The 12790-nt window shown below is 70.3% G+C and carries 11 protein-coding genes; 5 read left to right on the forward strand and 6 right to left on the reverse strand.

What is annotated here, in order from left to right; all coding sequences use genetic code 11:
• Positions 1 to 23 precede the first annotated feature (23 nt).
• The 4 genes from pstC to QM708_RS10320 all read left to right on the forward strand — a co-directional run bounded on the left by pstC (position 24) and on the right by QM708_RS10320 (position 3834).
• Positions 24 to 992, forward strand: coding sequence for a phosphate ABC transporter permease subunit PstC (gene pstC / locus QM708_RS10305; protein ID WP_415107757.1), 969 nt, complete (start codon positions 24 to 26; stop codon positions 990 to 992).
• On the forward strand, positions 992 to 2056 hold the full coding sequence (pstA, locus tag QM708_RS10310) for a phosphate ABC transporter permease PstA (protein WP_415107760.1): 1065 nt from the start codon (positions 992 to 994) through the stop codon (positions 2054 to 2056). Before pstC ends, pstA begins: the two co-directional genes overlap by 1 nt.
• Positions 2057 to 2075: 19 nt before the next feature.
• On the forward strand, positions 2076 to 2855 hold the full coding sequence (gene pstB, locus QM708_RS10315; RefSeq protein ID WP_415107763.1) for a phosphate ABC transporter ATP-binding protein PstB: 780 nt from the start codon (positions 2076 to 2078) through the stop codon (positions 2853 to 2855).
• A 73-nt stretch (positions 2856 to 2928) separates the two neighbouring features.
• Positions 2929 to 3834, forward strand: a complete 906-nt coding sequence (locus QM708_RS10320; protein WP_415107766.1) for a DUF2510 domain-containing protein — start codon at positions 2929 to 2931, stop codon at positions 3832 to 3834.
• Between the two features lie 3 nt (positions 3835 to 3837).
• Here QM708_RS10320 and QM708_RS10325 read toward each other — a convergent pair whose 3' ends face one another.
• The 4 genes from QM708_RS10325 to mshD form a co-directional block, all read right to left on the reverse strand.
• Entirely contained in the window at positions 3838 to 4629 is a 792-nt protein-coding gene (locus tag QM708_RS10325; RefSeq protein ID WP_415107769.1) for a glycoside hydrolase family 3 N-terminal domain-containing protein, read from the reverse strand.
• 26 nt (positions 4630 to 4655) lie between these two features.
• On the reverse strand, positions 4656 to 5123 hold the full coding sequence (locus QM708_RS10330; RefSeq protein WP_415107772.1) for a hypothetical protein: 468 nt from the start codon (positions 5121 to 5123) through the stop codon (positions 4656 to 4658).
• Positions 5123 to 6517: a mycothione reductase gene (locus QM708_RS10335; protein ID WP_415107775.1), complete on the reverse strand. Its 1395-nt coding sequence runs from the start codon at positions 6515 to 6517 to the stop codon at positions 5123 to 5125. The genes QM708_RS10330 and QM708_RS10335 overlap by 1 nt, the downstream gene beginning before the upstream one ends.
• Positions 6518 to 6610: 93 nt before the next feature.
• Positions 6611 to 7531, reverse strand: coding sequence for a mycothiol synthase (mshD, locus tag QM708_RS10340; protein ID WP_415107778.1), 921 nt, complete (start codon positions 7529 to 7531; stop codon positions 6611 to 6613).
• 281 nt (positions 7532 to 7812) lie between these two features.
• Here mshD and QM708_RS10345 point away from each other — a divergent pair, with 281 nt between their 5' ends.
• Positions 7813 to 8673: an EamA family transporter gene (locus tag QM708_RS10345; protein ID WP_415111380.1), complete on the forward strand. Its 861-nt coding sequence runs from the start codon at positions 7813 to 7815 to the stop codon at positions 8671 to 8673.
• A gap of 100 nt (positions 8674 to 8773) precedes the next feature.
• Here the strand turns inward: QM708_RS10345 and QM708_RS10350 are convergent, their stop codons facing one another.
• Both QM708_RS10350 and QM708_RS10355 read right to left on the reverse strand, forming a co-directional pair.
• Positions 8774 to 11944, reverse strand: coding sequence for an SNF2-related protein (locus tag QM708_RS10350; protein WP_415107781.1), 3171 nt, complete (start codon positions 11942 to 11944; stop codon positions 8774 to 8776).
• Between the two features lie 85 nt (positions 11945 to 12029).
• The gene (locus QM708_RS10355; RefSeq protein ID WP_415107784.1) at positions 12030 to 12713 is read right to left on the reverse strand and encodes a response regulator transcription factor; all 684 of its coding nucleotides are present in this window, start codon (positions 12711 to 12713) and stop codon (positions 12030 to 12032) included.
• Between the last annotated feature and the right edge of the window lie 77 nt (positions 12714 to 12790).

Consider the following 12790-nt stretch of genomic DNA (forward strand, 5'->3'; position numbering starts at 1 on the left):
CTGAGTAGGTAAGGAAGGCACCTGTGAGCCTCACCACCAACACCCCGCGGCCGGACGAGGAATCCTCGCTCGTCCCGCGCAAGCCACGCCGGGGGGACAAGGTCTTCAAGGGCCTGTCCACCGGCTCGGGCATTCTGATCTTCGTGATCCTGGGCGCCGTCGCCACCTTCCTGCTGGCGATGGCGGCCCCGGCGCTCACCTCCTCGCCGGAGGTGCTGCAGCAGCAGGGCTACGGAGCGTTCTGGTCCTGGGTGCTGCCGTACGCGTTCGGCACCGTCTGGTCGTCGTTCTGGGCGCTGGTCTTCGGCGTCCCGGTCGCGATCGGGATCGCCCTGTTCATCTCGCACTACGCGCCGCGTCGTCTGGCGGCCCCGCTGGGCTACGTGATCGACCTGCTGGCCGCGGTGCCGTCGGTCGTCTACGGCCTGTGGGGCGGCCTGACCCTGGCGACCGCGCTGCAGCCCTTCCACGTGTGGCTGTCGACCTACCTCGGCTGGATCCCGCTGTTCTCGGGTGACCCCTCGGGCACCGGACGCACCCTGCTCACCACCTCGCTGGTGCTCGCGGTGATGATCCTGCCGATCGTCACCTCGCTGTGCCGGGAGGTCTTCCTGCAGACCCCGAAGCTGCACGAGGAAGCGGCACTCGCGCTGGGCGCCACCCGCTGGGAGATGATCCGGATGGCGGTGTTCCCGTTCGCCCGGGCCGGCATCGTCTCAGCCGTCATGCTCGGCCTGGGCCGGGCCCTGGGCGAGACGATGGCGGTGGCCATGGTGCTGTCGGGTGCCGGGGTGATCAAGTTCGAGATGCTGGGGCAGCAGAACCCCAACTCGATCGCAGCCGTCATCGCGCTCGACTTCCCCGAGGCGTCCGGCATCCGGATCAACCAGCTCATCGCGGCCGGCCTCGTCCTGTTCATCATCACCCTGGCGGTCAATATGGTGGCCCGCTGGATCGTGAGCCGCCGCGCCGCCTTCTCGGGAGCGAACTGATGACCGCCGTGACTCCTGTCCCACCCAAGAACTCACTGACCGCCGGTCAACTGCCGCAGTGGACGGTGCCGGCCGGCATCGTCGTGGCGATCGCCGCCGGCGCGTTCATCACGCTGCTGCTGGGCTCGTTCAACATCGCCCTGGCCGCCGTGCTCGCGTTCGTCTTGTTCCAGGCCGGCGTCTTCGGGGCGTCCGCCGCGGTCGAGGGCACCCGGCGTGCAACCGACCGGCTGATGCGCGGCTTCGTCGTCGGCGCCTTCCTGCTGGCCCTGGTGCCGCTGATCTGGGTGTCGGTCACCACGGTGATGGCGGGGGCCGCCCGTTTCGATGCGGCCTTCTTCAGCAACTCGATGCGCAATATCGTTGGTCCTGGTGGCGGTGCGGTGCACGCCATCTACGGCACGCTGTCGATCACCGGCGTCGCCACGCTGATCTCGGTCCCGATCGGGCTGCTGACCGCCATCTACTTGTCCGAGTACGGCGAGGGCAACTCGCTGTCGCGCGGCATCACCTTCTTCGTGGACGTGATGACCGGCGTCCCCTCGATCGTCGCCGGCCTGTTCGCCTACGCGCTGATGGGGCTGATCCTCAAGCCGGGCTTCGTCAGCGGCTTCTCGGGATCGCTCGCGCTGTCGGTGCTGATGATCCCCGTGGTCGTCCGCTCGTGCGAGGAACTGCTGAAGATCGTCCCGAACGAGTTGCGTGAGGCGTCCTATGCCCTCGGTGTGCCCAAGTGGCGGACGATCCTGCGCATCGTGCTGCCCACCGCCATCTCCGGCATCGTGTCCGGCGTCATCCTCGCCATCGCCCGCATCATCGGCGAGACCGCACCGTTGATGCTCGCCGCGGGATTCACCCAGAGCATCAACAACAACTTCTTCAGCGGCCCGATGATGACCCTGCCGACCTTCGTCTACGGTCAGTACGCCTACCGCGGCGTGCCGCCGGAGGCCTTCGTCGACCGGGCCTGGGCGGGCGCCCTCACCCTGATCCTGATCGTCATGGCGCTCAACCTGCTCGGCCGGGTCATCGCCAAGCGTTTCGCCCCCAAGACCGGCCGCTGAGCCCGAGGAGACCACACCCATGTCCAAGCGCATCGAATCGAAGCATCTCGACATCTACTACGGCTCGTTCAAAGCCGTCGAAGACGTCTCCATGACCATCGAGCCCCGCTCGGTGACCGCGTTCATCGGGCCGTCCGGCTGCGGCAAGTCCACCTTCCTGCGCTCGCTGAACCGCATGCACGAGGTGATTCCCGGCGCGCACGTCGAGGGTCAGCTGCTGCTCGACGGTGAAGACCTGTACGGCCCCGGCGTCGACCCGGTGAACGTTCGCCGCCAGATCGGGATGGTGTTCCAGCGGCCCAACCCGTTCCCGACCATGTCGATCAAGGAGAACGTGCTGGCCGGGCTGAAGCTGAACAACAAGCGGATCTCGGCGTCCGAGGCCGACGACATCGCCGAGAAGGCGCTGCGCGGCGCCAACCTGTGGGAAGAGGTCAAGAACCGCCTCGACCTGCCCGGCTCGGGCCTGTCCGGCGGCCAGCAGCAGCGCCTGTGCATCGCCCGCGCGATCGCGATGGCCCCCGACGTGCTGCTGATGGATGAGCCCTGCTCGGCGCTCGACCCGATCTCCACCCTCGCCATCGAGGACCTGATCGGCGAGCTCAAGGCGAACTACACGATCGTGATCGTGACCCACAATATGCAGCAGGCCGCCCGCGTCTCCGACACCACCGCGTTCTTCAACATCGCCGGCACCGGTCACCCGGGCAAGCTGATCGAGATGGACCGCACCGAGAAGATCTTCCACAACCCGGCGGAGAAGTCCACCGAGGACTACATCACCGGCCGCTTCGGCTGATCGTCTGCCCATCCCGCAGGACCATGATGCGCCCGGAGCCTCGGCTTCGGGCGCATCTTCTACACTCGGACAAATGAGCAAGGCAGGCTGGTACCCCGATCCCGGCGGACAAGCGGGCATGTACCGCTGGTGGGACGGTCAAGCATGGACGCCGATGCTCACCGCGAACCCGTACTCGCCGCCGCCTGCACCGCCGGCGGGACTTCTGCCGATGCAGGACGCCGCGACGGCGTCCGGCGACCCGTATGCCGCCTACCGGCAGGCCGAGACCCAGCGCAGCTCGCGCCGTGGTCCGCTGCTCGTGCTCGTCATCGTCGGCGTCCTGCTGGCAGGACTGATCTGGGGGGTGACCTCGCTGCTCGGCGGAGGCCTGCTCAACCCTCGTCCCAGCGTCGGCACCAACCCGACCGAGAACTTCTGCCCGCCGCGCACCATCCAGGTATCGCCGCGTCCGCACACCGCCGCCCCGGGTCGCGTGCAGGGGGGCGCGCTGTCCTATCCGCAGCTCGACTCGCCATGGGAGAGGGTGCAGCCCGACTTCCGGGTGCCGTTCGGTGCGGACGCCTGGGGGCAGTCGGTCATGCTCTACCCGAACTACAACAACGATGGCCTCTCTTCCTGGGTGGCATCGGTGCTGGTCGCCGAACTGGTCGCCGGCGACGGATTCTTCTCGCCCCAGGAAGGCGCCCAGATCGTCAGCCGGTGCGTGCTCGGCGAGTTCTACGGCAACGCCGAAGTCCAGCGCACCGATCGCGTCAACGAGGCAACCACCATCGACGGCCACGCCGCTTGGGTGATCGAGATGCACCTCAGCTTCGACATCCCGAACCTGCCCGAGACCGGCGAGACCGCGATCCTGGTGATCGTGAACACCAGCGAGGAGTCCTCCAGCCTGTATTACGCCTCCATCCCCGACAGCCGCCCCGACCTGCTGCAGACGGCCCGTCAGCTGCAGACCCAGTTGCGCGTGGAGTCGTAGGCCTCAGCCGACGACGGCCTCGCAGGAGGTCAACCCGCGCGCGGCCTTGAGCGCCAGCACCCGGCCGGCCGACTCGGTGACCCGCGCGGCCAGATCCGGGTCCGACTCCGCCGCCGACGCCAAGCCCTCGATCATCCGCGCACCGACAGCCGGGTCGACGCTGATCGCCAGGTCGCCGCCGGCGCGCACGAACCGGGTCGCCCGCTCCGATGCCGGCACCGACGCGACCGCCTTGGCCACGCCGAGGTCGTCGCTGACGATCACACCGCCGAAACGCAGATCGTCGCGCAGGATGCCGACCACCTTCGGGCTGAACGCCGCCGGGGCGTCCGGATCGATCTTGGTATAGAACGCGGTGGCGACCATGACGCTCTCGACGCCCTCGGCGATCGCGCGCCGGTACGGTTCCAGCGCCGGATCGTTGGCGGTGGTCTCCTCATCGACGACCTTGGCAACGAAGTCGGTGTTGCCGGTGACCCGCCCCAGGTTCGGGAAATGCTTGGGCGAGGTGGCCACGCCGGCGGCCTTCATCCCGCCGACGAAGGCGACCACACGCTCGGACACGGCCTCGGGCGTCGAGCCGTAGCCGCGTCCCAGCTTGCCGATCGGTTCGTTGCTCGAGGTGCGATCGGCGGGCACCACATCGGCTACCGGAGCGAAGGTGAGATGGACGCCGGCCTGTGCCAGCTGCTGGCCCCAGCGCTTCGCGTCGCCCGCCAGTTCGGCGGCCGACCGGTGCGCCTGCTCGCGCGCGGACGGGATGGTGTCGAAGCCGGGACCCTTGAGACGCTGCACCGTGCCGCCCTCCTGGTCGACCGCGATCAGCAGGCCGGCCCGGCCAGCTTCGCGAGGGCGTCCGTGCGCACCTTGGTCGCCGCCACGCCGCCGGTCGTATTGCCCATCAGGATCACCGACCCGGCGGCACTCGTCGTGATCGCCTTCGACTCGGCCGCATCCAACTCGCCGGTCACGCCCAGCATCACCAGCTGTCCCGCTCGCTCGCGCAGGGGGAGCGCCGCGGCGGCGTCCGTGCAGGTGGAGGCCTGTGGCGGGTGGGACGCGGAACTGTCGGGGGTGGCGTGCGGAGAGCCGGGGGTCCCGGTGGGGTGGGCCGGGGTGCCGGTTGCCGCATACGTGGGTTGGTCGCCACCGCCGCTTTGTACTGGGGGCACCTGCGCGCAGCCGACGATCACCAGAGCCGACAAGCCGAGCGTCGCGGCGAGGCGCCGCGCCGGCGCTTGGTTGATTCCGGGGGATGTCGCTCCAGGAGCATTGGTCCGGCCGCGCATCACGACTCGTCCAGACCGAGCGACAGCAGCGCGTTCTCGACCACCTCGGTGAGCGCGGGGTGAATCCAGTACTGGCCGCGGGCCATCGTGGGCACGTCCAATCCGGTCGCCATCGCCTGGATGAGCGGTTGGATCAGGGTGGATGCTTGCGGGCCGATCAGGTGCGCGCCGACGATCGAGCGGGTGGCGCGGTCGGCGATCAGTTTGACGCAACTGGTGGTGTCCTCCATCGCCCAGCCGTAGGCGGTACTGCCGTACTCCTGCACGGCCACCGCGAGGTCGAGACCGGCCGCGCGGGCGGCGTCCTCGGCGAGGCCGACCGAGGCGACCTGAGGGTGGGCGAACACGGCGTGCGGGATCGCCTGGTGGTTGCTCGCGATCAGGGCGTCGGGGTGCAGCAGGTTGTGCTGCACGACGCGGGCCTCGTGGTTGGCGACGTGCTTGAGCATCCATGGCGAGGCGACGTCGCCGAGCGCCCACACCCCGGGGACGTTCGTGCGCTGGAACTCGTCGACCATCAGGAAACCGTCGTCATCGACGGTGAGCCCACCCGCGGCGGCATCGATCCGGTCGCTGTTGGGGCGGCGCCCGGTGGCGAGCAGCAGCAGATCGGCCTCGATGACGTGCTCGGTGCCGTCCGGGGTGGAGGTGCGCACCCGGACTCCGCCGGCGTCCGCCTCGATGGCCCGGGTGGTGTGATGCAGGCGCAGATCGAGGTACTCGGCGGCGGCTTCGGTGAACCGGCGGGAGATCTCGGCGTCCTCATTGCGCAGCATCGCCCCTGACCGGGCCAGCACGGTGACCTGGGCTCCGAAGGCGCTGAAGACGTGCGCGAACTCGGCCGCGATATAGCCTGCGCCGACGATCACCAGCCGCTTCGGCACTTCGTCGATGCGCATGATCGTGTCGGAGGTGTGTACCCGGCCGGTCGCGGCGGCCGCGTGCAGTCCCTCGATCGTCTCGGGCCAGACGGTGCGCGAGCCGGCGGCGATCACGATCCGGTCGGCGGTGATGGTCTGGCCGGCCACCTCGAGGGTGCGCTCGCCGACGAAACAGGCGGTGTCGCGGTAGAGGGTGAGGTTCGGTGCCTGCGCGCGCCATTGCTCACCGCCGGCGCTGATCGGGTCGATGCGGCCGAAGATGCGGTCACGGACTTGTTTCCAGTCGGCCGTCGGTTGCGGGGCGTGCACGCCGATGCGCGCGGCGTCCGCGGGGGCGCGCAACGCGTCGGCGGGCAGCACGAACATCTTGGTCGGGATGCAGCCCGCGTTGAGGCAGGTGCCGCCGAAGCGGGCACCATCATCGATGAGGGCGACGTTCTGGTCGGCGAAGCGTTCGTCGACGAGGGTGTTGCCCGAGCCGGAGCCGATGATGATCAGGTCGAAGTGGCGCACCGCACCATTGTCGCTCACCTCACGCCCGGTGCGGCGATGCTGCGGCGCGACCTGGAGGAGCGGGGACTTCCCCACTCGCCGAGACCGGCGCTGTCAGGCCCGGTAGAGCGTGTCGGTGTGCACGATCGTGAAGCCTGCGCGCTGGTACAACCGGACCGCCGCGTCGTTGCCGGCATCTACGTAGAGGATCACCCGGGAGTTGCCGTGGGCGGCCAGCCGGGCGAGGCCGGCGTCCAGCAGCAGCGCACCCAGTTTGCGGCCGGCCGCGCGCGGGTGGACTCCGAGCACGTACACCTCGCCGGTGGTGGCGTCGTGGCGTTTGGTCCAGTGGAAGCCGACCACGCCGGAGGTGTCCTCGGCCAGGATCAGGCCGTCGGGGTCCCACCAGTCCTCGGCCTGGCGGGCAGCCAGATCGGCGGCGCTGAAGTGGCCCTGCTCGGGGTGGTTCGCGAACGCGGCGGCGTTGACGGCCAGGACGGCCTCGGTGTCGGCGTCGGTGAATCCACGCAGGGTCACCCCTTCGGGTGCGGCCGGCGGTTCGGTGTTGGTGAGCGCGCGCTCCATGATGTGCAGGCCGCGCGTGGGTGCCAGCCCGCGGGCCCGGGCGAACGCCTGCGCCGCAGGCAGGTCGCCGAACGCCCAGACCGCGGGCGCCTCGGCCGAGGAGGCCAGCGCCTTCCACAGCCGGGTGCCGTGGCCACGGCGGCGATGCGCGGGATGCACCACGATCTGCCCGGTCGCGTTGGCGGGCTGCCAGGTCGCATAACCGACGACGGTGGCATGGCCGCCGCTCTCCTCGGGTGGGGTCTTGCCCTCCGGTTCAGCGTCGCCCGCATCTGTGCCGCTCGCATCCGTGTCGCCGGCCACGGCGATCCAATGCCGCGCCTCGCCGGTGCGCAACTGCAGCCGGGCTTCCTCGTTGAGGGGGTCCACGCCGTCCGATGCCTCGGCGGCCTCGGCGAGGGCGAGCACCGCCTCGCGCTGGCCGGGCGTCAGGGTCGTGCTGGTCTCCATTGGCTCACCCTAGCCCGGCGTCGGCGCCGTTCGAGGTTCGCCTCAAGGCAGATTGCGAGGGTGTGCTCGTGGGTCGGCGGGCCCGGATGTCCGATTTCTATGTCCAGATGAAACCGGGTCTCTCGTGACAAGGGCAAATGCGGAGAGAGGAAAATCTGGACATAGAAAACGACCACATCGCAGATCAGCGTGCCGCCGAGCGACGCCGTTCGCGCAGTGGCGGCCGGCCCACGGGGGCCCGCCGCGGGCTAGCGTGGTGGTGTGAACGGGAGCGCGTGCTGATGTGGATCGTCTTTGCGCTCGGCGCCGCCTTCTTCGCCGGCCTCACCTCGATCCTGGCCAAGGTGGGTATCGCTCACGCGCCCTCGCACCTGGCCACCGCGCTGCGCACCATCGTGGTGCTCGCCTGCGCGTGGGGAATGGTGTTCGTGGTCGGGTCGCAGGCGGGTCTGGGCGCGATCGGTCCACGGGCCTGGCTGTTCCTCGGATTGTCCGGGCTGGCAACCGGGGGATCGTGGCTGTGCTTCTTCCGGGCGCTGCAGTTGGGCGAGGCAGGCACGGTGGCGGCCGTCGACAAGTCGAGCATCGTGCTCACGGTGCTGTTCGCGATCGTGTTCCTGGGCGAGACCGACCACCTGCTCACCCGGCTCGCGGGGATGGTGCTGATCGTGGCCGGCACCTGGTTCATGGTGGAGCGCTCAGCCTGGTCAGGAGTGGCCCGCGGCGGATCCTGGTTGCCGTGGGCGTTCGGATCGGCCGGCTTCGCGGCGCTCACCGCGATTCTCGGCAAGGTCGGCATCACCGAGGTGGAATCCAGCCTGGGCACGGCGATCCGCACGGTCGTGGTGCTGGTGATGGCCTGGGTCGTCGTGTTCATCACCGGCGAGCAGCGCGTGCTACGGGCGATCCCGCGCCGCGACCTCGCGTTCATCGCCGCCTCGGGTGTCGCGACCGGGGCGTCGTGGCTGTGTTACTGGCGTGCGATGCAGGAGGGGCCCGCCAGCCTGGTCGCCCCGATCGACCGGCTCAGCATCCTGGTCACCGTCGGTTTCGCCGCGGTCGTCCTCGGCGAGCGCCTTCCCCGGCGGGCCGCCTCGGGGCTCGCGCTGATCGTCGCGGGCACCCTCGGCATGCTGATCTGACCACGCGCCGCGGTGATGGCCGGGGCCGTGCTCAGGCGCAGATCCTCGCTGGTGGTGGTGGCATGACGCTCCCGCCCGCGGCGATGGCCAGGTGCCGTGCTCAGGGCTCCAGCAGGCCGCGGATGTCGTCGGCCGACAGCGGTGCGGCCATGTCGGATGCCTGGCCGACCACCGAGGCGAACAGGTCGCGCTTGGATTCCTGCAGCGCCACCACCTTCTCCTCGATCGTGTCGGCGGCGACGAGCCGGTAGACGTTGACCGGCTTGTCCTGCCCGATGCGGTGGGTCCGGTCGATCGCCTGCGATTCGGCGGCCGGGTTCCACCACGGGTCGAGGATGAACACGTAGTCGGCCTCGGTGAGGGTCAGGCCGAAGCCGCCCGCCTTGAGGCTGATCAGGAACACCGGGTCGTCGCCGGACTTGAACTTGTCGATGCGTGCCGCCCGGTCGCGGGTGCGGCCGTCCAGGTAGGCGTAGCTGATGCCCTCGTCATCCATGCGCCGGCGCACCAAGGAGAGGAACCCGGTGAACTGGCTGAACACCAGCGCCCGGTGGCCCTCGGCGATCACCTCGCCCAGCATCTCGATCAGCGCGTCGATCTTCGCCGACGTGCCCGGATAGTCGTCGTCGACCAGCGCCGGCGACAGCGACAACTGGCGCAGCAACGTGAGTGAGCGCAGGATCGTGATCCGGTTACGGCCCAGATCGCCGACCAGGCCGAGCACCTTCTGCCGCTCGCGCGCCAGATGCCGGTCGTACAGTTTGCGGTGCCCCGGCGTCAGTTCGACGGCGACCACCTGCTCCTGCTTGTCGGGCAATTCCGAGGCCACCGCCGCCTTGGTGCGGCGCAGCATCAGCGGCCGGATCCGGCGGTGCAGGCGGCCGAGCGCCTCGGCGTCCCCGCCCTCGATCGGCTTGCGGAACGTCTCGGTGAACGCCTTCGGCTGCGGGAACAACCCGGGTGCGGTGATCGACAGCAGCGACCACAGGTCCATCAGGTTGTTCTCCAGCGGGGTGCCGGTGAGCGCCACCTTCACCCGGGCCCGCAGCTTGCGGACTGCCTGGTACGCCTTCGAGGCGTGGTTCTTCACGAACTGCGCCTCGTCCAGCAGCACCGCCGACCAGGGCAGGTCGATGTAGGCGTCCGCCTCGAGGCGCAGCAGAGTGTAGGAGGTGAGCACGATGTGCGCGCCCGCCACCGCCTCGGCCAGCTCGGTGCCGCGCCGGGCGAGGGTCTCGGTGATGCTCACCACCCGCAACGCGGGTGCGAACCGCGCCGCCTCGGACGCCCAGGTGCCCAGCACCGAGGTGGGCGCCACCACCAGCAGCGGGGCGTCCAGTTCGCCGGACTCGTAGGCGGACTGGGCCAGCGCGAGCGCCTGGACCGTCTTGCCCAAACCCATCTCGTCGGCCAGGATGCCGCCCAGCCGGGTGCGCCACAGGAACGACAGCCACGCGTACCCGGTCTGCTGATAGGGGCGCAGCGTGGCGCGCAGGCCGGCCGGGGTGGGCACCTCGGGCAGCTGGTCGAGATCGAGCAGGGCGCCGACGGCGCGCTGCCAGGCCTCGGACTGCTCGGTGACCACGCCGAGTTCGACCAGTTCGGCCCACAGGCCGGCATGTTCGGGCCGCAGCTGGAAGGTGTCACCGTCGCGGTCGACGAGCTGAGACGCCTCCTCGATCAGGGAACGGAGCTGGTCGAACTCCGGACGGTCCAGGCTGAACCACACCCCCGAGTCGAGCAGGAGGTGATCACGGCCGGTGGCCAGGGCGCCGAACAGCAACGCGAACGGCACCACTTCGCCGTCGACGACGACCTGCACGTCGAGGTTGAACCAGTCGCCGGCCTCGGGCTCGGTGATCCGCACCAGCACCTCGGGGGCCTCGGCGGCCTCGGTGTAGACCGGCGCCTCGCTGGCCAGGATCACCTCGACACCGTCGAGCGCCTCCAACTGCGGCAGCGTGCGCCCCGTGAACGAGAACAGTGCCCGCCCGGTGAGGAACGCCGGCCGCAGTTCGGGGGCGTCCTGCGCGCCCGCCTCGACCCACGGTCCGGGCGGTACGGACGCCGCGAGTGCGGCCTCGGCGTCCGGCTGGCGCAGGGGCGGCTCGTGGGCGGCTGGGGTGAGCCCCAACTCGTGGGCGGTGTCGCCGAGCCGGTAGCGGAAGCTCCAGCGCAGCGTCGCCGAGCCCTCGCCGAACTCGACCCGGCACACCAGCACCGGCGGCGCCGCCGCGGGAAGATCGACCGCCGGATCCACCTCGACATGAACCCGGCGACGCAGCGCCGGCAGGTAGCCGGCCGCGAACAACGGCAGGTCGGCGCCGGGCACGTCGAGCGCGCCGGTGTGCACGAACAGCCCGTGCTCGGACTGATCCAGCGGGCGGGTGAGCGGCGCGAGCACGAGGCGTCCGTCGCGCTCGAGGGCGACCCCGTGCGCCGGACGCCCGAGCCAGCTCGTCCGGGGCACCGTCACCGGCTCGCCGTCGACCAGGATCGAGGTGGTCAGCCGGACGCCGCCGCCCGCCGGTTGCAGGCTCACCGCGGGCTCGGCGGGCTCGGCGAGCAGCACCTCCTCAGCGAGCAGGGAGCGCGTCGAATTGTCCCCCGACAGCAGCGGAATGCCGAGATCCCGCGCGCGGCGCAGCAGCGCCCAGGCGTCCGGGCGCAGCTCGCCGAGCGGCAGGGCGTCGGTGCGGTGACCCCAGGCGAACTCGTTGCGGCGCCGCGACTCCAGCAGGGCGAGCAGCACCTCGCGCTGCTTGGGGTCGAAGGTGTCGACGCTGAGGCGGATGTCGTCCCAGGTCGCGCCCGATTTCACCCACGCCTCGCGGGCGCCGCGCCGCAGCGGGCGCAGCGAGTACTCGTGGTAGCTGAGGTTCAACTGCAGGGCCAGCGCGGTGCCGCCACGGCGTCCGGACGCCTGTGGCACCAGCGGCGCCAAGGCCTGGCGCCACAACGCGGGCGCCTGGTGATCGTTGCTGCGCCGCAGGCGGGCGAGCAGGGCGACCGCGTGCTTGCAGTCGCGGCGCACCGGGCAGGTGCAGGTGGCGACCAGCGAGGCCGGGCCCGCGGTGCACACCACCGAAGTCTGGTAGTGGTTCGCGCGGCTGCCGCTGACGGTGGCCATCACCAGGCTGCCCGCCGCCCTGATCGAGCCCACCCTGTTCTCGTCGCAGTACGCCTGGCCGCGCGCGATCGTCTCGGCGCCGAAGCGCCGCAACAGATCGGTGTCGCTCAAAGTGGCGACCCACGCGGGGGACGATGTCATGGCGTCCGATCGTAGCTCGGGGCTCCGACAGTTCCGGCGTGCGCCCGCGTGTGGACGCCCGTGCCCGGGGGCCGTGCCGGGGTGCTCAAGCGTTGGCGTCCTGGCGCGAGGCCTCGGGGCTGAACCGGTAGCCGACGTTGCGGACGGTGCCGATCAGCGACTCGTGCTCGACGCCCAGCTTGGCGCGCAGCCGCCGTACGTGCACGTCGACCGTCCGGGTGCCGCCGTAGTACTCATAGCCCCACACGTCGGCCAGCAGCGTCTCGCGGCTGAACACCCGGCCCGGATGCTGCGCGAGATACTTCAGCAACTCGAACTCGGTGTAGGTGAGGTCGAGCGGACGCCCGTTCAGCGAGGCGTGGTAGGTGGTCTCGTCGATGGTGAGGCCACCGGCGCTGACCACGCCGTCGTCCTTCGCCGAGCGCAACGCCAGCCGGATCCGCGCGTCGAACTCGGCCGGTCCGGCGGAGTCGAGCACGATGTCGGTCACCCCCCAATCGGGGCTGACCGCGGCGAATCCGCCCTCGCTGAGCACCAGCAGAATCGGGGTCTCGCTGCCGGCGGCGGCGAGCAGGCGGCACATCTGCCGGGCGACCGTGAGATCCGATCGTCCGTCGAGGACGACGATGTCGACCTTGCCTGCCTCGGTTGCGACTTGGGCATCGGGCAATATTTCGCGGACAGCATGGGGCAGCAGTCCGAGCGCTGCGAACGCGGCCTCACCGATGCCGGATGCTGCGCGGGAACTCACGGCGAGCACGCGTCCCATCGGCCCTCCTTGCGGGATTCGATCGCGGACATTCTATGCCCGTCCCGCGTTGTCAGGTCGTGCGGACCATCCCCGGA

It is taken from the genome of Propioniciclava sp. (assembly GCF_047602245.1).
In the GTDB taxonomy this organism is placed as follows: domain Bacteria; phylum Actinomycetota; class Actinomycetes; order Propionibacteriales; family Propionibacteriaceae; genus Propioniciclava.